The following is a 24,491-nucleotide window of genomic DNA, read 5'->3' as shown; positions in this document are numbered from 1 at the left end:
GGATCACCGCCCATCGCCCCGTTCGCGGGCACCGCGGCAACACCGGTCCGCCCTGTACTTCCGAGGTATCCATGACCCCCGATCAAAGGTTCGCCCGCCGGGTGCGGAGCGCCATTGCGGCCTTCGTGCTGCTGTTCGTCTACTTCCTCGCGGCCGATCTGTGGATGCCCATCACCCCCCAAGCCCAGCTGACGCGCCCGGTGCTGCGCCTGGCGCCCCGGGTCAGCGGCCAGGTGCTGGACATCGTCGTCGGCAACAACGCCCATGTGCAGGCCGGGCAGCTGCTGTTCCGCCTCGACCCCGAGCCCTTCCGCCTTGCCGTCAACGCCGCCGAGCTGGCCCTGGAGCAGGCCGCCCAGGACAACGCCGAGCTCGATGCCAGCCTCGCCGCCGCCCGTGCCGACAAGCTCGCCGCCGACGCCTCGGCCCAGGAGCTGGCGCGCGAGACCGAGCGCCTCGGCAAGCTGGTGGCCAGCCAGCACGTCTCCCGCCAGCTGTTCGAACAGACCCAATCGCAGCGCGCCGCCGCCAGCGCCAAGGTGGTGGCCGCCACCGCGCGCATTCACCAGTTGACGGCCGAGCGCGGTGCGGCGGGCGACGACAACCTGCGCCTGCGCCAGGCCCGCAACGCCCTCGACCAGGCCCGCCTGCAGCTGCAGTACAGCGAAGTCCGCGCCGAGCGCGCCGGCACCCTGAGCAACCTGCAGCTGTCCCCGGGTGCCTTCGTCGCCGCCGGCAGCCCGGTGGCCGCGCTGGTGGCCGATGAGGCCGACGTCAGCGCCGACTTCCGCGAGAAGGCCCTGCGCTACGTGGGCCTGGGCGATGGCGCCAGCGTGGTGTTCGACGCCCTGCCCGGGCGCATCTTCGCCGCGCGGGTCAGCGCCATCGACGCCGGCGTCAAGGAAGGCCAGCTGGACGCCAACGGCGACCTCGCCGCCCCCGCCACTTCCGATCGCTGGGTGCGCGACGCCCAGCGCCAGCGCCTGCACGTGCTGCTGGAGGCGCCCCCGGAAGCGCCCCTGCCCAGCGGCGCCAAGGCCACGGTGCAGCTCTACCCCCACGAATCGCCCCTGGCCACCTTCTTCGGCCGGGTGCAGATCCACCTCATCAGCCTGCTGCACTACATCTACTGATGACGCGCCCGGCCCTCAGCGAGAATGGCCTGCGCCAGTGCCTGCGCCTGGCCTGCGGCGGCACCCTCGGCCTGTTCGTGTGCAAGCTGATGGGCTGGGATAACGGCTCGTTCTTCTGCGTCTACCCCATGCTGCTGCTGGGCCTGGTGCCCACCATCAACGCCCATGTGATCCGCCAGTTCCTCGCCCAGGCGGTGCTGGTGAGCCTGGAGACGCTGGTCATCTACGGGCTGTTCGGCGACCGCCCGATGCTCATCGTGCCCCTGGTCTTCGCCGCCTTCCTCTGGCGCTTCAGCCTCATGGCGCGCGGCCCGCTGTTCATGTTCGGCGCCCTGGGCTGCGTGTTCCTCTCCATGCAGCTGCACTTCGCCAGCTACCCCGAAACCCACCTCTACGACCTGGTGGCCAGCAATCTGGTGGCCGCCTGCCTCACGGTGCTGATCGCCTGGCTGATGTTCTTCCTCTTCCCCGACGCCGAACCCCGCGAGCCCCGCGCCGCCGCTCCCAGGGACCTGCCCAGCCAGCGCCACGAAGCGCTGCTCGGTGCCTGCATCGCCACCCTGTCGTTCATCCTCTTCCAGACCTTCGACCTGAAGGATTCGCTGTCCGCGCAGATCGCCTCGATCCTGGTGCTGTTCCCCATGCATTGGAACGGCATCCGCTTCGCCGGGCGCATCCGCGCCCTCGGCACCATGCTCGGCTGCCTCATCGGGCTGGTGCTGCAACTGCTGCTCTACGACCACTACGACGTGCTACCGCTCGTCGCCTCGCTGTACTGGATAGCCGCCTTTTTCTGTGCCCGAGTGCACGTATTGGAGGGGGCGCAGGGAATCGGCTTCGGCGCGCTGACAACTTTGGCGATTGTTTTCGGTCAATACCTGACGCCGAGTCACGACATGATGTTCAGCCTGGCCTATCGGCTCAGTTCGGTTTGCGTTGCGGTCTTCATCACCCTGCTTGCGGTGTTCGTTCTGCACCGCCTGTTCAACCGTTTTGCAGCCATTCGTCACCAGAGTCATGCCTGACCGCGGCCACCCATGCCCGCCGCTTCGTTGCGGGCGTAACGTGACCCGAATACGCGAAGGCAGGCTATGGGCCGGATGGAAAACTTCGAGGAAACCCCCAGCGAGCTGGAAAAGCTGACCCTGGCACTGCTGCACAGCCGTGGCGAGGTGGAACGCCTGCGCGAACGCGAACTGCTGTTCAACAGCCTGCTGGGCAGCGTCAACGCCGTGCTCTGGGCGTTCGACTGGGACGCGCAGAAAATCATCTACGTCAGCCCCCACTACGAGCGCATGTTCGGCCGCCCGGCCGAGCTGCTGATGGTGGACTTCAACGAGTGGCGCAACTGCATCTACCCCGACGACGTCGAGTACGCCGCGCGCAGCTTTGCCGAGGTGCTCACCAAGGGCGCGGTGGAAGTGCGCGAGTACCGCATCATCCGTGGTGACGGCCAGGTGCGCTGGCTCAGCGACAAATGCTTCGTCAGCCGCCAGGGCCAGGCCGGGCAGAGCACCCTGGTGGTGGGCATCGCCGAGGACATCACCGAGAAGAAGACCCTGGAGGCCGAGCTGCAACGCCTGGCCACCACCGACGTGCTGACCGGCACCAGCAACCGCCGGCACTTCTTCGAATGCGCCCAGCGCGAATTCGATGTGGCCGAGCGCTACGAACGGCCCCTGGCCTTCCTGCTGCTGGATATCGATGACTTCAAGAAGATCAACGACACCTACGGCCACCAGGTGGGAGACCTGGTGCTGCAGCGCATCGCCCAGTGCGGCGCCGGCGCCCTGCGCCGGGTCGACCATTTCGGGCGCATTGGCGGCGAGGAATTCGCCGCCGTATTCCCCGGCTGCGACCCGGCCCAGGCCCTGCAGGTCGCCGAGCGCCTGGAGCGCGAAGTGCAGCGCCTGTCGTTCAGTGCCGCCGGCCAGATCTTCAGCGTCACCCTTAGCCAGGGCCTGACCACCCTGCGCCCCGGCGACACCCTGGAACACCTCTACGCCCGCGCCGACGAAGCCATGTACACCGCCAAGCGCAGCGGCAAGAACCGCATCGTCCCGGTGTAGCCTTCAGCCCACCGCACCGGGCTGCATTCGTAGGGTGGACGTCGCTCTTTACGTCCACCGGCGGTGCTCTGGGTGAACGCCCTTGGTGGACCGATAAAGCGTGGTCCACCCTACGATCCTGGCTCTGCGCCGCTCCCAACCCTATGGCTGGAACGGCGATTCGCTGAGGATCACCCCGGTCTCGTCCACATAGCGCTGCCACGCCTCGATCAGCCCGGCCAGGGCTTCCGGCCGTTCCTGGGCCAGGTCGTGGATTTCCCCCGGGTCCTTTTCCAGGTCATAGAGCTGCCAGGTTTCCGGGCCCACCGGCGCGGGGAGGTATACGGCCTTGAGGTGACCCTGGCGGATGGCGCGCATGCCGAACAGCTCCCAGCCGGTGACCGTTTTCTCGTCATGCACCTGGGGCGTCTCGCCCGAGAGGTAGCCCAGCCAGGAGCGCCCACGCACCGGCGCCACCTCGCGGCCTTGCCAGCGGGTGCCCGGGTGGCGCACGCCAGCCAGGTCCAGCACCGTGGGGGTGATGTCCATCACCGTGGAAAACACCGGGCTGACCTGCTTCTGCCGCTGCAGCTGTGGATAACGCACCAGGGCCGGCACGCGGATGCCGCCCTCGGTGGTGAAGGCCTTGTACAGGCGCGACGGCGCGGTGGCCGCCTGGGCCCAGCGCGGCCCGTACCAGACATAGGAGTTGGCGCGGCCGATGTTCTCCAGGCTGTTGTCGTAGTGCTGGTCGAGGAAGCTCTTCAGGTTCGGGCCGAACTTGGGGAAGGCCTCCAGCAGCGCGCCCTCGGCACCGTTGTCGGACATGAAGAGGATGAAGGTGTCGTCCTCCAGCCCCTGCTGGCGCAGGTAGTCCAGCACCCGGCCGATGTTCCAGTCCATGCGCTCCACCATGGCCGCGTAGACCTCCATGGTTCGCGCCGACACCTGGCGTTCCTCGTCGCTCAGTGCCTCCCACTCGGCGCTGATGGCGCGCACCGGGTGCGCCTCCACATCCTGCGCCACCAGGTCCAGGGCCTTGAGCCTCTCCAGGCGTTCCAGGCGCAGGGCCTCGGGGCCGGCGTCGTAGCGGCCGCGGTAGTTATCCACAACCTCGGCGGGTGCCTGCAGCGGCCAGTGCGGGGCGGAGAAGGGCAGGTAGGCGAAGAAGGGCCGGCTCTGGTCGCGTTCCTTGAGGTACTGGATCAGCTTGTCGCCGAAGGCATCGGAGGAATAGAAGCCCTCCGGCAGCTGGTCGATGAAGCGGTCATCCTCGACGTACAGCGCCGGCGTCGCCTTGAGGATGCCCGGCGTGCTGGCGTCGTAGGGCGGCTCGTAGCCGTAGTGGTTGGCCGCACCCGGCAGCAGCGAAAAGGAGCGCTCGAAGCCCCGCGCATGGGGCGCGCGCTCGGCGGTCAGGCCCAGGTGCCACTTGCCGGACATCAGCGTCTGGTAGCCGGCCTCGCGCAGCAGTTCCGGCAGCGCCACCACGCGGTCGTTGAGGTAACCCTCGTAGCCCGGCTTGCCGATCAGCTCCGGGGTCAGCGCCTCGGCCATGGTGCCGATGCCGGCGATATGGTGGTCGGTGCCGGTGAGCAGCATCGAGCGGGTTGGCGAGCAGGTGGGCGCGGTGTGGAAGTCGGTCAGGCGCAGGCCGTCGAAGGCCAGGCGGTCCAGGTTCGGCGTGGCGATCTCGCCGCCGAAGGCACCGAGGTCGGAGAAGCCCAGGTCGTCGGCGACTATCACCAGGAAGTTGGGGCGTTTGCTCATCCAGCGTTCTCCAAAGGGTCTACAGGGCGATGAATTCGAGGGGCAGGTCGGCGACGCGCGGCGGCACCGGCGGCTGGTAGTCACCCTCGCCGGTCAGCTGGTGCAGCAGGGCTTCGCGCACCCGGTGGAAGTCGTGGCCGGTGCGCTGGCGCGGGCGCGGCAGGTCGATGTCCACCACCTGCTTGATGCGCCCCGGGCGTGGCGCCATCACCACCACGCGGTCGGCCAGGTAGATGGCTTCCTCGGCGTCGTGGGTGACCAGGATGGTGGTGATGCGCTGGCGTTTGCGGATGGCCAGCAGCTCGTCCTGCATCTGCTGGCGGGTGAGGGCGTCGAGGGCGCCGAAGGGCTCGTCCAGCAGCAGGATGCGCGGGCTCGCCACCAGCCCCCGGGCGATGGCCACGCGCTGGGCCATGCCGCCGGACAGTTGGTGCGGGTAGGCGCTCTCGAAGCCGCTCAACCCCACCAGCTGCACGAACTGGTGGATGCGCCGGGCGCGCTCGCCCTGCTCGATGGGTTCGTTGACCAGGCCCAGGCCGATGTTCTGGCTGACCGTCAGCCAGGGGAACAGGCGGTGCTCCTGGAACACGATGCCGCGTTCGCCGCCGATGCCGCGCACCGGCTTGCCGTCCACTTCGATGCGGCCGCTGAAGTCGGTATCCAGCCCCACCAGCAGGCGCAGCAGGGTGGACTTGCCGCAGCCGCTGGAGCCGACGATGGCGATGAACTCGCCCTCCTCGACATCCAGGCTGAAGTCCTCGATGGCCTGGAAGGGCTGGCCGTCCACCTGGAACACCTTGCCGACCCCGGCGAAGCTCAGGGTGGGCGGCGCGGAAACGGGCTGGTTGGCCGCTTCGGCGGCACTGCGGTTGAAGGCGTTCATGCGGTTCTCCAGCGCGTGGCGCGGGTTTCGATGCGTTGTCCGAGGGTGCCCAGCAGGGCGCCGACCAGGCCCACCAGCAGCATGGCTGCCATCACCTGGTCCATGCGGAACAGCTGCTGCGCGCCGAGCATGTAGCTGGCGATGCCGCCGTCCGAGGGCATGAAGTATTCGGCGCCGATGGTGCCCAGCCAGGCATAGATCAGCGACAGGCGCAGGCCGGCGAAGATGGCCGGCGCGGCACCCGGCAGCACCAGCAGGCGCAGGCGCTTGCCCAGGCCCAGGCGCAGCACCTGCGCGGCCTCGCCCAGTTGCGGCGAAAGCCCGGCGACGCCGCGCTGGGTGGCGATGAACAGGGGGAAGAAGGCCGCCAGGCTGACGAAGGCCAGCTTGGCGGCCTCGCCCAGGCCGAACCAGGCGGTGAGCAGCGGCACCCAGGCGAAGATCGCCACCTGGCGCAGGGCCGAAAGACTCGGCCCGGCCAGGCGCTCGGCCAGGGTGGAAAGCCCCAGCAGCAAGCCCAGCAGCAGGCCGGAGGCGCCGCCGATCAGCAGCCCGAGCAGGGCCCGTTTCAGGCTGGCGCCCATGGCCGTGGGCAGGCTGCCGTCGGCCAGGCCCTGCTGCAGGTTGCGCAGCACGTCCAGCGGCGAGGCGAGGATATTGGCGTCGACCCAGCCGAAGCCGGCGGTGGCCTGCCACAGGGCGACGATGGCCAGGGGCAGCAGCCCGGCCTGCACACGTTGCCAGCCCTGCAGCCGCGGGCCCCGGGGTTGCTGGCCGGTGGCCGGGTGGGGCCAGAACAGCAGCAGGGCGTCGAGACGGTTGATGCCGCGATCCATCAGCGCGCCCACCAGGCCGATCACCAGGATGCAGACGAACACCAGGTCGAGCATGAACAGCTGGCGGCCCCAGACCATCAGGTAGCCGATGCCCTCGCTGGAGGCCAGCAGCTCCACCGCCAGCAGCGAGGTCCAGCCGGTGGCCAGGGCCAGGCGCAGCCCGGCCATGAAGGCGGGCAGGGCGCCGGGCAGCACCAGGCGCCAGAACAGCAGGTGCGGCGGCAGGCGCAGCACCGCGGCGGCTTCGCGCAGGCGCGGTTGGGCATCACGCACGCCCACCAGCACGTGCAGGGTTACCGGCACCACCACCGCCTTGATCAGCACCACCAGCTTGAGGGTTTCGCCGATGCCGAAGAACAGCATGAACAGCGGGATCCAGGCCAGGGTGGGAATCTGCGCCAGGGCCACGAAGGTCGGGTAGACCAGCGCCTCGGCCCGCCGCGAAAGCCCCAGCCAGCTGCCCAGCAGCACGCCACCGGTGACACCGGCGAGCAGCCCCCAGAGCAGGCGCTGCAGACTTATCCACAGGTGGCCCCAGAGCTCGCCGGAGCCGAACTCCAGGGCGCTCTGCCAGACCACCGCCGGTGCCGGGAGGATCTGCTCGGACATCCACAGCCGCTCCGAGGCCACCCACCAGAGCAGGAACAGGCCGAGGGGCAGCAGCCAGGGCAGGGCCCAGGCGAAGCCGTGCAGGCTCGGGGTCGGCAACGTGAAGCGGGGGGCCGGCTGGAGGGCGGGCAGCGTCTGGATCTTGCTCATCGGGTCTCCCGGCGCTTGGGCTCTAATGTTATTTCCGTATGGAATATAAAATTCGGATATCCATTTATTTATGGATAAGAGCGTCATTTGTGGGGGAGGGCCGGGGCAGCGGCAAATGCCTTTGTTGAATATTTTTTATGCATTCCCTGCATAGCGGCCCACAGGGCGCGGCTCGCCTGATTTATGCATTCGGGTTATCAAAAAATGAATTTTTATTATTTTATTGCCGATAGCCCCTGTGCCTATCTAGCCGCCACATGACCCCCAGCGCAGGAGCGCCTCCCATGAAAACCCTGATCAACAGCGTCCTCGGGCTGTTCGCCCCAACCGTGCTGGCGGGCGTGCTCGGTGCCGCCCCGCTGCTGGCCCAGGCCGCCGAGGCGCCGAAGGAAATCCGCATCGCCGTGCCCGACCTCAGTGCCGGCAGCCAGCACAGCGGCGGGGGCGTGGTGGACGTGCTGCGCAGCCGGAACATCCTCGAACAGGAGTTCGCCAAGGACGGCATCAAGGTCCAGTGGCTGTTCTTCAAGGGCGCGGGCCCGGTGGTCAACGAGGCCCTCGCCAACGGCCAGGTGGACTTCGCCTACCTGGGCGACCTGGCCGCCATCATCGGCAAGGCCAGCGGCCTGGATACCCGGCTGCTCAGCGCCACCGCGCGCGGGGTGAAAAGCTACCTGGGCGTGGTGCCCGGCTCGGGCATCAAGACCCTGGAAGACCTCAAGGGCAAGCGCGTCGCGGTGTTCCGCGGCACCGCCAACCAGCTGTCCTTCGCCAACGCCCTGGCCAGCCGCGGCCTCTCCGAACGCGACTTCAAGGTGATCAACCTCGACTTCAACGCCGCCAACGCGGCCCTGGCGGCCAAGCAGGTGGACGCCTCCTGGGGCCTGGCCGGGCTGATCGCCCTGCGCGACAAGGGCCTCGCCGAACTGCCCCTGAGCACCCGCGACCTGGGCGGTGCCGGCAGCACCCAGGCGGTGCTGGTGGGCACCGGCGCCTTCGTCCGCGACTACCCGGAAGTGACGGCACGGCTGATCAAGGCCCAGCAGCAGGCGGTGCAATGGCTGCGCGACGATGAGAACAAGCAGGCCTACGTCGAACTGGTGTCCAGCCTGGCCAGCTACCCGGTGGGCATCCTCGGCACCGACCTCAAGGATGAAAGCTTCAACACTATCTTCGACCCGCAGCTGGATGCCGACTTCCTCGCCCGTCTGCAGAAGGGCGTCGACTTCGCCGCCGAACAACGGCTGATCCGCAAGCCGTTCAAGGTGGCCGACTGGAACGAACCGCGCTTCCTCGACGCCGCCTTGAAAGAGCCGGTACAGGCCTCGCGTTAAGGCCGCCCAATACAGGGTGCCGGCCCTGTTCGCGAATGAATTGGCTCTGTCTGCGTTAAGTGTTTCTAGAAGATTTTTGTCCAGCTGATTGCCGAGTTTTGTTGGTACTTCTGGTTTCGCCCACCCGGGCGAGTCCCTTTTAACAATCGCCTTAAAAGGAACCAAAAGGGCTTGCCCCATCATCCGGCCCCGGCTTCGCCGGGGTTCCCTCACTCCATCGTTGCTCTGGGGGCCGGCGCGATGGGCCATCCATGGCCTGGCGCGCCTCTCGCGGCATCCATGCCGCTCGTCCCCCGGCGCAACGACTGCGTTCGGCCTCCTGGAGGGGCGTTGGCGGCTGCTCCAACTTTCTTCGCTCGAACCCTCACATTGATGTGCGCAGTAACCCAGCGCACGTTCGTAGGATGGCGTAGAGCGAAGCGAAACCCATGCGGTGGAGGTGGCACGAATCCTTGGGCGCCCGGAAAGCACGGTGCTTGAGCGCTTGCATTAAAACCACAACAGCTAACGCACACAGAGCCAATGAATTCGCTCCCACGAAAACCTCGACCGCTGCGGGGTGGACGTCGCTCTTCACGTCCACCTGCGGAGCTTCCGGCAACTCCGTGCCTCGTAGGTTGGCGCCGAGCGCAGCGAGGCCCAACACAACGGTGCCGGCCCTATTCGCGAATGAATTCGCTCCCACGAAAAGCCCGACCGCTGCGTAGGGGGGGACGTCGCTCTTTACGTCCACCAGCGGAGTGTCCGACAGCCCCCGTGGTGGACCGATAAAGCGTGGTCCACCCACATCCCTTGATGGACCGAGGTCCGGCGGGCGGACTTAGGCGCTGCGCCGCGCTTCTTCCGCTTCGATTCCGTCCAGCTCGACGATGAGCTCGATCAGCGCCCGCGCGGCGGGGGAGAGTCGGTAGCCGGTGCGGGTGACGATGCCGCAACGGGCGGAGAGGCTTTCCAGGTTCTCCGGCAGGTTGCGGAAGCTCAGCAGCGCCAGCTCACCGCTTTCCAGCAACGGTGCCAGGGTCTCCAGCATGCCCACGCCCACGGCGTCGGTCTGGCGCACCACCTGCACCAGCGCCGGCACGTGCTCGCATTCCAGGTTGAGGTCGAAATCCGCCTTGCCGCTGAAGCCTGCCAGCAGCTTGCGGATGCCCGCCGGCAGCCGGGTGGCGGCCAGCGGGTAGTCGAACATGTCGTTGGTGGAGAGGCTTTCCTTGGCCAGCAGCGGGTGCCCCCGGCGGCAGAAGAAGCGGCCGTTGCGCGGGGTCAGTTCGCGGGTCTGGAAGTTCGGGTCGATCTCGAACTGACGGATGTCGGCGATGAAGAACTCGATCTCGTCCCGGGCCAGCAGGCGTCCCAGGGTTTCCCAGTTGTTCACCTCGAAGCGGGTGGTGATGCGCGGGTGCCGGCTGATGAAGGCGGCCAGGGCGTCGGGCACCAGCTTGGCCGCCGGTGCCGGCCCGCAGCCGAAGTGCAGCTCGCCGGCATCGAGCTTGGTCATCTGGTTGATTTCGCGGGTCAGGTTGCTCGCGCCCTGCACCAGGCGCAGGGCGTGCTGCAGCACCACCTGGCCTTCCGGCGTGGGGCGCAGGTCCTTGTTGCCCCGGTCCACCAGCTGGCAGCCGAAGGCCTGCTCCAGGCCCTGGATGCTGCGGCTGAACGCCGGCTGGGTGATGCCCATGGCATCGGCCGCACGGACGAAACTGCGGTGTTCCACCAGGGCGATGAAGTAACGGAGTTGGCGCAGATCCATCATGCTTTACCGGCATCGAAAATATAGGTCGAAGGCATTTGCCCGCGTATGGGTGCTGGTTTTAAATGCAGGCTCTTATTCCGTCAACGAAGCTTGTTTAGATAAATAAGATTAAAAAGGAATAAGTATATGGCCCAGCCCGAAGGGGGATACCCGATGACCACGCCAGCCCGACTTCCCGTCTCCGCCATGACCCGGCTCCTCGCGCCGCTCATGCGCCGCTGTCGCTGACAGCCGAACCCTAAGCCCGGTGGCCCTGCGCGCCACCTGACGCTCCCCCGAACCCACGCCGCCCCGACCGTCGCCCTGCGTGCGATGCGGGCCCGCTCTGCCCGGAAAAAGCCGGGCCCCGAACAAGGACCGCCCCATGAGCCACCGCCGTACCGCTTTTCCCTCGTCCCTCGCCAGGCCGCTCGCCCTGCAGCGCCTGGCCGCCGTGGACTATGCACTGACCCTGCTGCTGGCCCTGGGCGCGGGGAGCGCCTGGGCCGCCGACAACGGCACCGAGCAGCACGTGGACAAGGATGTCGCCCTGCAGAAGGTCACCGTCACCGCCCGCCGCCGCGAGGAAGACGTGCAGGACGTGCCCACGCCCATCACCACCCTCAGCGGCGCCACCCTGGAAACCCAGCGCGTGTACAAGGTGCAGGACCTCCAGCAGGTGCTGCCCAGCGTCAACGTCGCCTTCATCCACGCGCGCCAGTCCAGCGTCGCGGTGCGCGGCATCGGCAACAACCCGGCCAGCGATGGCCTCGAAGGCAGCGCCGGGGTCTACCTGGACAACGTCTACCTCGGCCGCCCGGGCATGGCGGTGTTTGACCTGCTGGACATCGAGCAGCTGGAACTGCTGCGTGGCCCCCAGGGCACCCTGTTCGGCAAGAACACCACCGCCGGCGTGCTCAACATCAGCACCCGCGCACCCACCTTCAGCCCCGAGCGCACGGTGGAGGTCTCCGGTGGCCAGGACGGCTACTTCCAGGCCAAGGGCACGGTCAACGGCGCCCTCACCGAAACCCTCGCCGCGCGCCTGTCGGCCTACCGCACCCGCGACGACGGCTTCATCAAGAACATCCACAACGGCGATGACCTCAACGGCGGCGAGCGCCAGGGCGTGCGTGGGCAGTTCCTCTTCGAGCCCAACGAGGACTTCAGCCTGCGTTGGATCAACGACTACAACGAGGAGGATTCCAGCACCGGCACCATGGTCGTCTACGGCGCGCCGGCGCGTTACTGGCAGCGCGCGGCCCTGGTGGGTGCATCACCGGTGCGTGACCCGGACGACAAGAAGGTCAACATCGACGGCCGCCAGAGCGTCAGCGTGCACCAGGGCGGTAGCTCGGTGGAGGCCAACTGGAACCTCGCCGGCGGCTACACGCTCACCTCCATCAGCGCCTACCGCTACTGGCACTTCACCCCGGCCAACGACGAGAGCCTCAACGTGCCGGCGCTGCTCAACACCGGTGTGGAGGTGCACGACCGCCAGTTCTCCCAGGAGATCCGCCTGGCATCGCCCACCGGCGGCGCCTTCGACTACGTGCTCGGCGCCTATGTGTTCAACCAGAACCTGGGCAACAAGACCTTCACCGACTACGGCTCCCAGGCCGACCTGTTCCTGCTCGGCGCCAATCTGGGCGCCATCAACAACGTCAGTACCAAGGCCAACGGCAAGATCGAGACCGACAGCTACGCGCTGTTCGCCCAGGGCACCTGGCACCTCACCGACCGCCTCGACTTCACCGCCGGCCTGCGCGGCACCTACGAAGAGAAGGACGCCAACATCAAGCGCTTCGCCCCCGTGGGCGGCGCTGCCGTCACCGGCCAGGCCGCCGCCATCCGCGCAGCGCAACTGGGCGCCTATGACTCGGGCGACCTCAGCCTGCACAACGCCGCGCCGTCCTTCCTGCTGAGCCTGGCCTACAAGTTCGACGAGGATTTGCTGGGCTACGCCTCCCTGGCCCATGGCGAGAAATCCGGCGGGGTGAACCTGGCGGTGGGCTCGGCCCCGGTGGCCGGCGCCGACTCGCTGCTGGTCGGGCCGGAGCGCGCCAACGACGCCGAACTGGGCTTCAAGAGCACGCTGCTCGACCGTCGCCTGCTGCTCAACGCCAACCTGTTCTGGACCGGCATCCACGGCTACCAGGCCACCACCCTGTACCAGGCGTCGGGCTCCACCAACGTCGTGCAGGTGCTGGCCAACGCCGGCAGCGTGCGCTCGCGCGGCCTGGAGTTCGAAGCCACCGCGCTGCCCGTGCGCGGCCTGACCCTGAACTTCAATGGCTCCTACAACGACGTCACCTACCTCAGCTTCAAGGACGCCCCGTGCCCCGGCGAGGTGAGCACCGCCCCCGGCGCCCCGGCCACCTGCGACCTCACCGGCGAGCGCGTGGTCGGCGCCTCGAAATGGATCGCCAACCTCAGCGGCGAATACAAATGGCAGCTGGAGAACCGCATCGAGCCCTACCTCACCGCCAGCTATTCGTACCGCTCCGAGGCCGAAGGCACCCTGGACAACTCCGACCTCTCGAAGATCGACGGCTACGGCCTGGTCAACCTCTCGGCCGGCGTGCGCCGTGACCTGGGCGACGGCCAGGTGGACGCCTCCATCTGGGTGCGCAACGCCACCGACACCGACTACTACCTCAGCGCCTTCGCCTACCTGAACGGCGCCTACACGGCCTCGGTGGGCGCTCCGCGCACCGCCGGCGTCTCCCTGCGCTACGACTTCTGACCCCCAGCAGCACCCACCCCAACGCGAGGACCGCACCATGAGCAACGCAGCACTGGCCACCCAGCAGCCCGAGACCCAGCTGGACATCCACCCCATCGCCGGGCGCATCGGCGCCGAAATCCGCGGCGTGACCCTCTCCGGCGACCTGGACGCCGCCACGGTCGAGGCCATCCAGGCCGCCCTGGTCCAGCACAAGGTCGTGTTCTTCCGCGGCCAGGCCCACCTCGACGACCAGGGCCAGGAAGCCTTCGCCAAGCTTCTCGGCGACCCCATCGCCCACCCCACAGTGCCGGTGCGCGAAGGCACCCGCTACCTGCTCCAGCTCGACGGCGCCGAAGGCCAGCGGGCCAACTCCTGGCACACCGACGTGACCTTCGTCGACGCCTACCCCAAGGCCTCGATCCTGCGCAGCGTGGTGGCCCCGGCTGCCGGCGGCGACACCGTCTGGGCCAACACCGCCAGCGCCTACGCCGACCTGCCCGAGCCGTTGCGCGCGCTGGCCGACACGCTCTGGGCCGTGCACAGCAACGAGTACGACTACGCCGGCGTGCGCCCCAGCGTGTCCGTGGAGAAGCTCGAGGAATACCGCAAGGTGTTCGCCTCCACCGTCTACGAGACCGAGCACCCGGTGGTGCGCGTGCACCCCATCAGCGGCGAGCGCAGCCTGCTGCTGGGGCACTTCGTCAAACGCATCAAGGGCCTCTCCCAGGCCGATTCGGCGCACATCTTCGCCGTGCTGCAAAGCCACGTGACGCGCCTGGAAAACACCGTGCGCTGGCGCTGGCAGCAGGGCGACGTGGCCATCTGGGACAACCGCTCCACCCAGCACTACGCCGTGGACGACTACGACACCCAACCGCGCATCGTGCGCCGCGTGACCCTGGCCGGCGAAGTGCCGGTGGGCATCGATGGCCAGCTCAGCCGCACCACGCGGAAGGGCTGAAGGCCCGGTTGCGAATGCCCGGGGCGCGGCCACCCGCCGCGCCCCGTTGACCGAACACCCCGAATCAGGAGAACCACCATGACCCTGGCCGCCCAGCGCCACGACGAGCCCGCCCCATCGCTCCACCCCGAGCAGCCCTTCACCATCACCCCGCTGGCGGCGCCCCTGGGCGCGGTGGTCAGCGGCTTCGACGCCACCCGCATCACCCCCGAGCAGGTGCTGGCCCTCAAGCAGGCCCAGCGTGAGCACCACATCCTGGTGTTCCGCGACCAGCACCTGGGCGACGCCCAGTACCTGGCCTTCGCCACCCACTTCGGCGCGGTGTTCCAGCCGCCGGCGGACATCCCGGTGCTGTCCTCCGGTGCCGACGGCAAGGCGCCGGAGATCGTCAAGGTGGCCAACACCGAGGATGGCGAGCTGGGCAACACCGCCATTCCCGCCCACGTCGACCACCACTGGACGCCGACGCCGTCCTCCGGCTCCTTCCTCTACGCGCTGGAAGTGCCCTCCAAGGGCGGCGAGACCCGCTTCACCAACCTGGCCCTGGCCTACAGCGCGCTGGATGAGGCCACCCGCCGCGAGATCGACCCGCTGCGGCTGATCAACTACAACCCCTTCATCCGCCTCAAGAGCGGTGGCTACAACGGCGGCTTCGTCACCTACCGCACCCCGGACATCCCTGCCATCCAGGGCACCGAGCACCCGCTGGTGCGCACCCACCCGGAAAGCGGCAAGCGCCTGCTGTTCCTCGGCGTGCACACCGAAGTGGAAATCCCCGGCGCCGACCCGGAATACGGCAAGGCGCTGATCGGCCGGCTGCGCGAGCACCTGGAGAACCCGCGCTTCCACTACGCCCATGCCTGGCAGCCGGGTGACATCGTCTGGTGGGACAACCAGGCCGTCCTCCACGCCCGCAACGGCTTCCCCGCCACCGAAAAGCGCCGCATGAAGCGCATCAGCCTCAGCGGCAGCCGCCCCTTCTGATCCCCCGCCCCGATGGCCCGCCATCGGGGCTCACCCTCCCGCCACGCCAGCCCCACCCCGTGGGCGCGCATTCACTCGCGAAGAAATCGACGCCGCTGTGTTGGGCCTCGCTACGCTCGGCGCCAACCTAAGGGTTTGTGCGCAGCACCGCCTCCATCCCGCCGCTTTCAATGCCTTGCAGGCATATTTTCAATGCCTTCCAAGCATCACGATTTATAAATTCTTATTTATCAATCAGTTAGAAATTTATATTCCTTAAAGTAATTAATGAATCGTTAAAAATTACTTTAAGAGATAAGTCCAAAAACCAATCATCTCTCCGTGGCCGACCGCTCTGGGACGGCCCTCATGCAGCCCCGGAGGCTGCAACCCGTTCAATGTCCGGTGCACAGGCCGGACTTTTTTATCCAGGAGTCTTGCCGATGGGCAATGTCCTCAAAGCCGACAGCGCAGGCAACGTGCTGTGGCGTGAAGTACGCAGCCCCGGTGAGGTGCTCGACCTCGGTGTGCCGTTGCGGCATGCCCTGGGGCTCGGGCGCTTCCAGCGCCCGGGCTCGCGTGTACTGGGGCGCCGCGAAGCGGTGCTGCTCGGCGTGTTCGCCCTGGTGCTGCACACCGGCGTTCTCTACTGGGCGAGCCAGAAGTCCACGCCGCCGCTGCCGGAAGTGCCGCCGCAGATTCCGCCCATGACCATCGAATTCACCACCCCGGCACCGCCCGTGGTGGAACCTCCACCGCCGGAGCCGCCGCCGCCCGTGATCGAGCCGCCACCGCCGGTGGTGGAGGAACTGGCCGTCAAGCCGCCGCCGCCCAAACCGGTGCCCAAGCCCAAGCCGCAACCCCCGAAGCCGGTGCCCAAGCCCGCGCCGAAACCGGTCGAGCCGCCGCCGCCCGCACCGCCCAAGGCCGAAGCCCCGCCCGCGCCCCCGGCTCCGCCCGCGCCGGCACCGGTCACGCCGCCGTCGGCCAACGCCGGCTACCTGCGCAACCCGGCGCCGGAATACCCCTCCTTCGCCCAGCGGCGCGGTTGGGAAGGCACGGTGCTGCTGCGGGTGCATGTACTGGCCAGCGGCTTGCCCAGCGAGATCCAGATCCAGAAAACCAGTGGGCGCGACCTGCTGGACGAAGCGGCGGTCAAGGCCGTCAAGCGTTGGACCTTCGTGCCCTCCAAGCGCGGCGACCAGGCGCTGGATGGCTGGGTCAGCGTCCCGATCGACTTCAAATTGAACTGAACACAGACCGAATTCACGCGTTAGCGCAACACAGAGGATTGCCCCATGGACTTGCTTACCAACCCCTTCGCATCGGTCGAACACGTGGTCATCTGGCTGCTGATCGGCTTCTCGGTCATCACCTGGGGCCTGGCCCTGGTCAAGGCCATCCAGTTCGCCCGCCTCAAGCACCAGGACCGCAAGTTCCAGAAGCTGTTCTGGAGCGCCACCAGCCTCGACAGCGCCGCTGACCTGGTGCAGGGCAACAACGGCGCCGCCGCCCACGTGGCCCAGGCCGGCTTCGCCGCGATCCAGGTGATCGACGGCAGCCAGCCGGGCGACCTGAGCCAGGCGATCAACCACCAGGACCGCCTCGAACGCGCCCTGCGCCAGCAGATCCAGCGTGAGCGCCGCTCCCTGGAATCCGGCCTGGCGGTGGTCGCCTCCATCGGCTCCACCTCGCCCTTCATCGGCCTGTTCGGCACCGTGTGGGGGATCATGGAAGCGCTCAAGGGCATCAGCCTGGCCGGCTCCGCCAGCCTGGAAACCGTGGCCGGCCCCATCGGCGCGGCCCTGGTCGCCACCGGCGTCGGCATCGCCGTCGCGGTGCCCGCGGTGCTGGTCTACAACTACTTCCTGCGCAGCCTCAAGCTCACCGCCGCGGACCTCGACGACTTCGCCCACGACTTCTACAGCCTGGCCCAGAAGAGCGCCTTCAAGGTCATCGTCTCCCCGAGCGCCGGCAAGCACGGCGCCGCGCAGAAAGTGAAGGAGGCGTCCTGACATGGCCTTCTCCACACAGGACAGCGACGAGGTTCTTTCCGAGATCAACGTCACCCCGCTGGTGGACGTGATGCTGGTGCTGCTGGTGGTGTTCATCGTCACCGCGCCCCTGCTCACCAACGCCATCCCGATCAACCTGCCGAAGACCGAAGCGGTCGCCCCGCCGGACCAGAAGGACCCGCTGGTGGTGAGCATCGACGGTGAAGGCAAGCTGTTCATCAACAAGGACGAGATCCAGCCCGACCTGCTGCAAAGCAATCTGGAGGCCGCCAAGGCCAAGGACTCGGAGCTGCGCGTGCAGCTGCAGGCGGACGACAAGGTTGACTACGGCGCGGTGGCCAAGGCCATGGCCTCCATCGAGCGCGCCGGGATCACCAAGCTGGCGGTGATCACCGCCCGCTGAGCGCTTTGGCCGCCTCCCTTCAGGCAGGGGGGAGGTGGCCTTTTTATCCCACGGCCTTCGTGCCTCACGAAAGCCTGCAACGCCCGCCTGGGCTGGCCCGGACTGCATGCAGCAGCTCCGGGTTTTTTGTGTGCCTATGGGGGCGGCAGCCCGCTGCGGTCCCCATCTGCCCAATCGATAACGGTTGAGTTCCTACAGCACTCCCCGCCGGCTTCAGACCGTTCACGGCCCCTCTCGGACTTTTCCTCTTTCGCCGCCTTGTGGTTATCGGCCTAGATAACCGCCGGCCCGCCAGCATGGCGACGCCCCCGAAGCAACGTGCATCCGAAGCAGCCGCTTCTGCCGTTGCTCCCCCTGCAAGCAAGCAACGAGTACGAAATGGAATTCACCCCCTTCGATCGAACCGACGGCCCGCAAAACCGCCTGGCCTTGGCCACGAATTCCTGCTCGACAGCGCTCATCTGAACTCCCCCCGGGGAAACACCTGGAGTAGTCATGGCATCGAACAGTTTCCAAAACGAAGTACCCAAGGCACGGGTCAACATCAAGCTCGACCTGCACACCGGCGGCGCACAGAAGAAGGTGGAGCTGCCGCTCAAGCTGCTGCTGCTGGGCGACTACAGCAACGGTCGTGAAGCGCGCCCGCTGTCGGAGCGGAGCAAGGTCAACATCAACCGCAACAACTTCGACAGCGTGCTCGCCGACTTCGCCCCCCGCCTGAAGCTGGCGGTGGAAAACACCCTGGCCGATGACGACTCGGAAACCTCGGTCGAGCTGGCCTTCCAGCGCATGAAGGACTTCGAGCCCGAGCAGGTGGCTCGCCAGATTCCCCAACTGCGCGCGCTGCTCGCCATGCGCAATCTGCTGCGCGACCTCAAGTCGAACCTCCTCGACAACGCCACGTTCCGCCAGGAGCTGGAACGCATCCTCAAGGACGACGCCCTCAGCGACGAATTGCGCACGGAGCTCGCCGCGCTCGCTCCGCAAGACGCCTCTTAACGCCACCGCATAACCACAGGAAGGTCCCCATGTCCGTAGAACACACCTCCACGGCCCCTCGAGGTGCTGCTGCATTCGAGGAAAACCAGGGCGTCTATGCGGCGCTGTTCAGCAAGATCAACCTCAGCCCCATCAGCGAGCTGAGTGGCCTGGACGCATTCCAGAACAACGAGGCGCTATCCGAAGCCTCGGCTGACGAGCGCGTCACGGCGGCGGTCAGCGTCTTTCTCGATCTGCTCAAGCAGTCCTCGCAGAAGGTCGAGCGCCTGGACAAGACGCTGCTCGACGAACACATCGCCTCCCTCGATGCGCAGATCAGCCGCCAGCTCGATGCGGTCATGCATCACGAGGATTTCCAGCGCGTCGAATCCACCTGGCGCGGCGTCAAGTCGTTGATCGACCAGACCGACTTCCGCCAGAACGTCCGCATCGAACTGCTCGATATCAGCAAGGACCACCTGGTGCAGGACTTCGAGGACGCGCCGGAAATCGCCCAGAGCGGCCTCTACATCCACACCTACACCCAGGAATACGACACCCCCGGCGGTGAGCCGATCGCGGCGGCCATCTCCAACTACGAGTTCGACTCCGGCCCGCAGGACATCGCCCTGCTGCGCAATCTCTCCAAGGTCGCCGCAGCGGCGCACATGCCCTTCATCGGTGCCGTCGGGCCGGCCTTCTTCGGCAAGGAGTCGATGGAAGAAGTCGCCGCCATCAAGGACATCGGCAACTACTTCGACCGGGCCGAATACATCAAGTGGAAGTCCTTCCGCGACAGCGACGACTCCCGCTATATCGGCCTCACCCTGCCGCGCGTCCTCGGGCGCCTGCCCTATGGCCCGGACACCATCCCCGTACGCAACTTCAACTACGTGGAAAAGGTGAAGGGCCCTGATCACAACCGGTACCTGTGGACCAACGCCTCGTTCGCCTTCGCTGCCAACATGGTGAAGAGCTTCATCAGCAACGGCTGGTGCGTGCAGATCCGTGGCCCGCAGTCGGGTGGCGCGGTGACCGACCTGCCGATCCACCTCTATGACCTGGGCACCGGCAACCAGGTGAAGATCCCGTCGGAGGTGATGATCCCGGAGACGCGTGAGTTCGAGTTCGCCAACCTCGGCTTCATCCCCCTGTCGTACTACAAGAACCGCGACTATGCCTGCTTCTTCTCCGCCAACTCGGCGCAGAAGCCGGCGCTGTACGACACCGCCGACGCCACCGCCAACAGCCGCATCAACGCGCGCCTGCCGTACATCTTCCTGCTGTCGCGCATCGCCCATTACCTGAAGCTGATCCAGCGGGAAAACATCGGCACCACCAAGGACCGCCGCTTGCTGGAGCTGGAGCTCAACAAGTGGATCGGCGGCCTGGTCACCGAGATGACCGACCCGAGCGATGACCTGCAGGCTTCGCACCCGCTGCGCGAGGGGAAGGTGATAGTCGAGGACATCGACGACAACCCCGGCTTCTTCCGCGTCAAGTTGTACGCCGTGCCGCACTTCCAGGTGGAAGGCATGGACGTCAACCTGTCCCTGGTCTCGCAGATGCCCAAGGCCAAGGCCTGAAGCGGCCATAGGGAAACGACGTCATGAACATCGACCGCCCCCTGTGGGCTGCGGGGACGCTTCTGTCGCCGCAGCAGTTCCAGCAGCAGGCGCGCTGGGAGGCGCGAACCAACGAATGCATCGCCCGGCTCGCTCTGGTTCACCCCTGGGGCGTGCTCGCGGTTGCCTTCGATCTGGATGCGCTGAAGCTCGGGAAGCTCAAGGCCACCCGGCTGCACCTGCGCATGCCGGATGGCACGCTGATCGACACGGACCGCTCTGACCCCTTGCCGCAGGCGCTGGAGCTGCCCGCCGGCCAGCAGAGCGCGACCCTGCTGCTGGCGCTGCCCCTGGAGCAGGGCAACGGCAACAACTGCGTGCTCGACGACCATCGCGAGGACCGGCCCACCCGTTACCGCCAGGTCTGGCGAGCTGTGCAGGATCTCTATGGCGACGAAAGCCAATCCATCAGCGTGATGGAGCACCAGCTCAGCCTGCGCCTGGCCGGTGATGACAACGGCGACTACCTCACCTGTCCGGTCGTGCGGCTGGTGCGCGACGCCCAGGGCGTCTGGGCCGTCGATCCAGGCTACGTGCCGCCCCTGCTGAGCTTCGGTGCCCATGCCGGCCTGCTGGCGCAACTGGACAACCTGTTCACCCAGTTGGCCGCCAAGCGCCAGCGGCTGATGGGCATGCGCCGTGAAAGCAACCAGCGCATGGCCGACTTCGCGGTGGCCGACGTCTCGCTGTTCTGGCTGCTCAATGCCCTCAACACCTGGCAGCCTGTGCTGGCCGACCTCCGCGCCCATCCCGCGCGTCATCCCGAGCTGGTCTACCTGGAGCTGGCCAAGCTCGCGGGCAGCCTGTCGACCTTCTCGCTGGAGCACGATATCGAACGGGTGCCGCCCTACCGTCACGAGCAACTGGAGGCGGTGCTCCCACCGCTGATCGGCATGATCTCCTCCCTGCTCGAAGCCAGCCTGCCGTCGCGGGTCATCGCGCTGGAGCTGCAGGAAACCGCCGCCAACCGCTGGCAGGTCTCGCTCGGTGATCCCCGCCTGCGCGAGCCGGACGGCGCCGACTTCTACCTCTCCGTACGTTCGCGCCTGTCGGTCGCGCAACTGCAGGACCAGTTCCCGCGGCTGTGCAAGGTCGGCACCCCGGACGACGTCGACCACCTGGTCAACGCCGCCCTCGACGGCGTACCGCTGCAGCCGCTCAACCACGTGCCCGCCGCCATCCCGCTGCGCCTGGAAAACCAGTACTTCGCGCTGGACCTCACCCATCCCAAGGGGCGCGCCATGCTCGCCGCGGGGGTGTGCGCCTTCTACGTCCCGGCCGCGCTGATCGACGCGCGGCTCGAACTCTTCGCGGTGCTGCGCACATGAAGCCGAACAGCGCGAGAAGGTCATCCGCGGCGCCCGATATCGACGCCCTGCTGCAGGACAGCTACCTGCTGGTCGTGGCCCTGCGCGAGGGCAAGACGCCACAAGGCGGGCGGGCCCTGTGGCGGCACTGTTCCGAACAGGTGGAGACCCTGCGCCAGGCGCTGGAAGACGCCGGCATGAACCAGCGGAGCATCGACTGCATCAGCTACGCCCAGTGCGCGCTGCTGGACGAAACGGTGCTCGGCTGCACCCGGGACGACGACCACGCCGACTGGGCCAGCAATCCCCTGCAGGTGAAGTTCTTCAACCGCCATCAGGCGGGCCACTTCCTCTACGAGGACATGCGCGAGGCGCTGCGTGATCCCGCGGCGGCTACCGAGGTCCTGACCGTCTACCAGCGTGTCCTCCTGCTGGGGTTCAAGGGGCGCTACCGCGACCTGCAGGACCCGGAGCGGGAAGCGCTGATCAGGGCGCTGGCGGCACGCACCGAGCCGCTGGTCATGCGCGACACGCTGGTTTCCGGCACTCCGGGAGGGCGCGCGGCAGCGGCCTTGCATTGGCTGCGCAGCCCGCTGGTGCAGGTCGTCGTCGCCGTCCTGCTGGTCGGTGGCACCTGGTGGGCGCTGGACCAATTGCTCGGCGGCCTGGTCGCCGCGCTGCTGCCGGTGCCGACATGAGGGGCGGCCGATGGGCGTGACACTGACCCGCGGCCTCCAGGCATGGGCCGCCCTGCTGGCACTGGCATTGCTGTGGGTCTTTCCCCTGTCGTGGTGGTGGCGCGCGGCTGCGCTGCTGGCCGGCGCGGGCGTGCTCCTGGTCCTCTGGCGCCGGGCCGGGCGTCGGCTCGATGGCGGCAGCGACCTGCGGCTGCCGGCGGCGAGCTTCCGCCAGCCGGTCATGCTGGTTTGCGGCGACGGCCTGCCGGGGATGTTCGAGCCGGCGGATGCCGGCAGGTCGCTGCCACGCATGACGCGCCAGGCCTTCTACCTGCCTGTGGATAACCTGGAGCGGCTGCCGGGGATGGTCCGCAGCATCCTCGATCGCCGGCCGCATTGGAGCACGCAGCTCGGCGTCCTCATGGTCATCAACCCGGGCAGGCACGCCGACCCCGCGCAACTGGACGGGCAGCTGCGAACCCTCCGCCACCAGTTGATGCAGGCGCGCCGCCATGGCGCCAGCCTGCCGGTGCTCCAGGTCACCTACCTGCAGGGCCGCCAGGAAGGCGAGCCCTGGTTCTGCTGGGCGACCGGTGCCGGGCAGCCCGAGGTCATGCTCGCGGGGGCATCCTCGCGTTTCGTCCACTGGCAGGCGGCTGCTGGCGACCTCGAGCGTGCGGCGCATCGCCTGCAGACCGCCGTGGTGCTGGAAAGCGTGGCGGGCTGGCTGCGCCAGCAGGTGCTTGCGCCCCTTGCCGGGCGTGGTTCCAACGACCCGGCTATCACCCCCCTGGCCTGCGCGGTCACCCTGGTTCCGGAGCTGCCCGGTCGTGTCGCCGACAACCTCTGGCAGCAATGGGTCCACGAACGCACCGCCTTGCGTGAGACGGGCGAGCCCGCTCCCGCCAAGAGCCTGCTGCTGCCGCTGCCGGACGCACTGCTGCCGCTGCTGTCGTTGCAGGCGCGCACTACGCCGCTTTGGCGGGCAGCCAGCGTGGCGCTCTGGGTGTTCACTGCAGCAGCGCTGCTGGCCCTGATGGGCTCTGCCTGGCACAACCAGCGGTTGGCGCGCCAGGTCGGCGATGACCTGCAGCGCTACCTGGCCATTCCCCTTGCCCAGGACCGTAACCAGCCCGAGTTCGCGTTGCGTGAAGAGGCCATGGCGGTACTGCGTGCCGATGCGGCTCGCCTGGATGGCTATTACCGCAGGGGGGAGCCGATCTGGCTCGGCTTCGGCCTGTACCAGGGCGAGCGCCTGAGGCGTGAACTGCATGCCGTGATCCGCGGTTACCGACTGCCGCAACAGTTGCCCGTGGCGGAGTTCAAGGTACCCGAGCCCGTGAGGCTGGATAGCCTGTCACTGTTCGCCGTGGGCAGCGCCACCCTCAAGCCCGACTCCACCCGGCTGCTGATCAATGCGCTGGTGGGCATCAAGGCCCAGCCCGGCTGGCTGATCGTCATCGCCGGGCACACCGACGCCACCGGCAGCGCCGAGCAGAACCTGCAGCTGTCCAGTGCCCGCGCCGCAGCCGTGCGCGACTGGATGCAGCGCATGGGCGATATCCCCGACAGCTGTTTCGCCGTGCAGGGCTTCGGCGCCAGTCGGCCGATCGCCAGCAATGACACCGAAATCGGGCGTGCCTTGAACCGGCGCGTCGATATCCGCCTGGTGCCGGAGGTGGGGGCCTGTGCGCTATCCGCCACCGCATCGGGCGGCCAGGAGCAGCCGCACCGGGCGGCTGCCAACCTCTGAGAAGGAGCTTCACATGGCAATTCCCGTTTATCTCTGGCTGCAGGACGATGGTGGTGCGGACATCAAGGGCTCGGTGGACGTACAGAAGCGCGAAGGCAGCATCGAGGTGGTCGCCCAGGACCACAGCCTCTACATCCCCACCGACAACAACACCGGCAAGCTGACCGGCACCCGAGTCCACACCCCGTTCCTGTTCACCAAGGAAATCGATGCCTCCAGTCCGTACCTGTACAAGGCGGTGACCACCGGGCAGACCCTCAAGAGCGCCGAGTTCAAGTGGTACCGCATCGACGACGCCGGCCAGGAAGTCGAGTACTTCATCACCAAGCTGGAGAACGTCAAGGTGGTGAAGGTCGCGCCGAAGATGCACGACGTGAAGGACCCCTCCAAGGAGAAGCACAACCACATCGAGCAGGTTGAGCTGCGCTACGAAAAGATCACCTGGACCTACAAGGACGGCAACATCATCCATGCCGACTCCTGGAACGAACGTCAGAGCGCCTGACGTCGGGTAGGGCCGGGTCGGGCAGCCGTTCGCGGGTGCCCGACCCGGCACGACCCAAACCGGGCGCGCAAGCGCCACGAC

The 24,491-nt window shown here is 67.4% G+C and carries 20 protein-coding genes; 16 read left to right on the top strand and 4 right to left on the bottom strand.

What is annotated here, in order from left to right:
• The first annotated feature begins 71 nt into the window (after nt 1-71).
• The 3 genes from PI990_RS30510 to PI990_RS30500 all read left to right on the top strand — a co-directional run bounded on the left by PI990_RS30510 (nt 72) and on the right by PI990_RS30500 (nt 3,202).
• The gene (locus PI990_RS30510; protein ID WP_271659401.1) at nt 72-1,133 is read left to right on the top strand and encodes an HlyD family secretion protein; all 1,062 of its coding nucleotides are present in this window, start codon (nt 72-74) and stop codon (nt 1,131-1,133) included.
• Entirely contained in the window at nt 1,133-2,158 is a 1,026-nt protein-coding gene (locus PI990_RS30505; protein ID WP_442969308.1) for a DUF2955 domain-containing protein, read from the top strand. Before PI990_RS30510 ends, PI990_RS30505 begins: the two co-directional genes overlap by 1 nt.
• A 75-nt stretch (nt 2,159-2,233) precedes the next feature.
• Nucleotides 2,234-3,202: a GGDEF domain-containing protein gene (locus PI990_RS30500; RefSeq protein ID WP_271659400.1), complete on the top strand. Its 969-nt coding sequence runs from the start codon at nt 2,234-2,236 to the stop codon at nt 3,200-3,202.
• 141 nt (nt 3,203-3,343) lie between these two features.
• Here PI990_RS30500 and PI990_RS30495 read toward each other — a convergent pair whose 3' ends face one another.
• Genes PI990_RS30495 through PI990_RS30485 form a run of 3 tightly spaced genes read right to left on the bottom strand, consistent with a single transcriptional unit; the run spans nt 3,344 to nt 7,429 of the window.
• The gene (locus PI990_RS30495) at nt 3,344-4,951 is read right to left on the bottom strand and encodes an arylsulfatase (RefSeq protein WP_271659399.1); all 1,608 of its coding nucleotides are present in this window, start codon (nt 4,949-4,951) and stop codon (nt 3,344-3,346) included.
• Nucleotides 4,952-4,970: 19 nt separating this feature from the next.
• On the bottom strand, nt 4,971-5,834 hold the full coding sequence (locus tag PI990_RS30490; protein ID WP_271659398.1) for an ABC transporter ATP-binding protein: 864 nt from the start codon (nt 5,832-5,834) through the stop codon (nt 4,971-4,973).
• Nucleotides 5,831-7,429 carry an ABC transporter permease gene (locus PI990_RS30485; protein WP_271659397.1) on the bottom strand — a complete coding sequence of 533 codons (1,599 nt, stop codon included), beginning with the start codon at nt 7,427-7,429 and terminating at the stop codon, nt 5,831-5,833. The genes PI990_RS30490 and PI990_RS30485 overlap by 4 nt, the downstream gene beginning before the upstream one ends.
• Before the next feature lie 284 nt (nt 7,430-7,713).
• Between PI990_RS30485 and PI990_RS30480 the strand changes: the two genes are divergently transcribed.
• On the top strand, nt 7,714-8,763 hold the full coding sequence (locus PI990_RS30480) for an ABC transporter substrate-binding protein (RefSeq protein WP_271659396.1): 1,050 nt from the start codon (nt 7,714-7,716) through the stop codon (nt 8,761-8,763).
• Between the two features lie 820 nt (nt 8,764-9,583).
• On the opposite strand, the gene PI990_RS30475 is transcribed toward PI990_RS30480, so the two are convergent.
• Complete coding sequence (locus PI990_RS30475) at nt 9,584-10,513, bottom strand: LysR family transcriptional regulator (protein ID WP_271659395.1); 930 nt, start codon at nt 10,511-10,513, stop codon at nt 9,584-9,586.
• Between the two features lie 367 nt (nt 10,514-10,880).
• Here PI990_RS30475 and PI990_RS30470 point away from each other — a divergent pair, with 367 nt between their 5' ends.
• From PI990_RS30470 to PI990_RS30415, 12 genes are all read left to right on the top strand, one after another.
• Nucleotides 10,881-13,241, top strand: coding sequence for a TonB-dependent receptor (locus PI990_RS30470; protein ID WP_271659394.1), 2,361 nt, complete (start codon nt 10,881-10,883; stop codon nt 13,239-13,241).
• A gap of 37 nt (nt 13,242-13,278) precedes the next feature.
• A complete protein-coding gene (locus tag PI990_RS30465) occupies nt 13,279-14,184 on the top strand; it encodes a TauD/TfdA dioxygenase family protein (protein WP_271659393.1) in 906 nt (301 codons plus the stop codon).
• A gap of 78 nt (nt 14,185-14,262) precedes the next feature.
• Entirely contained in the window at nt 14,263-15,168 is a 906-nt protein-coding gene (locus PI990_RS30460; RefSeq protein WP_271659392.1) for a TauD/TfdA dioxygenase family protein, read from the top strand.
• Nucleotides 15,169-15,590: 422 nt separating this feature from the next.
• Nucleotides 15,591-16,400 (top strand): energy transducer TonB, encoded by an 810-nt coding sequence (locus PI990_RS30455; RefSeq protein ID WP_021217908.1) that lies wholly within the window; start codon nt 15,591-15,593, stop codon nt 16,398-16,400.
• 45 nt (nt 16,401-16,445) lie between these two features.
• Entirely contained in the window at nt 16,446-17,162 is a 717-nt protein-coding gene (locus PI990_RS30450; protein WP_021217907.1) for a MotA/TolQ/ExbB proton channel family protein, read from the top strand.
• A gap of 1 nt (nt 17,163) precedes the next feature.
• Nucleotides 17,164-17,565 carry an ExbD/TolR family protein gene (locus PI990_RS30445; protein WP_271659391.1) on the top strand — a complete coding sequence of 134 codons (402 nt, stop codon included), beginning with the start codon at nt 17,164-17,166 and terminating at the stop codon, nt 17,563-17,565.
• Between the two features lie 495 nt (nt 17,566-18,060).
• A complete protein-coding gene (gene tssB, locus PI990_RS30440; protein WP_271659390.1) occupies nt 18,061-18,564 on the top strand; it encodes a type VI secretion system contractile sheath small subunit in 504 nt (167 codons plus the stop codon).
• Between the two features lie 29 nt (nt 18,565-18,593).
• Entirely contained in the window at nt 18,594-20,129 is a 1,536-nt protein-coding gene (gene tssC / locus PI990_RS30435) for a type VI secretion system contractile sheath large subunit (protein WP_271659389.1), read from the top strand.
• Nucleotides 20,130-20,152: 23 nt separating this feature from the next.
• Nucleotides 20,153-21,496 (top strand): type VI secretion system baseplate subunit TssK, encoded by a 1,344-nt coding sequence (gene tssK, locus PI990_RS30430; RefSeq protein WP_271659388.1) that lies wholly within the window; start codon nt 20,153-20,155, stop codon nt 21,494-21,496.
• A complete protein-coding gene (tssL, locus tag PI990_RS30425) occupies nt 21,493-22,173 on the top strand; it encodes a type VI secretion system protein TssL, short form (RefSeq protein WP_271659387.1) in 681 nt (226 codons plus the stop codon). Before tssK ends, tssL begins: the two co-directional genes overlap by 4 nt.
• A gap of 10 nt (nt 22,174-22,183) precedes the next feature.
• The gene (locus PI990_RS30420; protein WP_271659386.1) at nt 22,184-23,905 is read left to right on the top strand and encodes an OmpA family protein; all 1,722 of its coding nucleotides are present in this window, start codon (nt 22,184-22,186) and stop codon (nt 23,903-23,905) included.
• 13 nt (nt 23,906-23,918) lie between these two features.
• Nucleotides 23,919-24,410 carry an Hcp family type VI secretion system effector gene (locus PI990_RS30415; RefSeq protein ID WP_271659385.1) on the top strand — a complete coding sequence of 164 codons (492 nt, stop codon included), beginning with the start codon at nt 23,919-23,921 and terminating at the stop codon, nt 24,408-24,410.
• The last annotated feature ends 81 nt before the right edge of the window (nt 24,411-24,491 follow it).

The sequence above is a fragment of the Pseudomonas sp. TUM22785 genome, from assembly GCF_028198105.1.
Classification (GTDB): Bacteria; Pseudomonadota; Gammaproteobacteria; order Pseudomonadales; family Pseudomonadaceae; genus Metapseudomonas; species Metapseudomonas solani.
The sequence above is the reverse complement of the archived record's forward strand: the minus strand, read 5'-3'. Positions and strand labels throughout refer to the sequence as shown.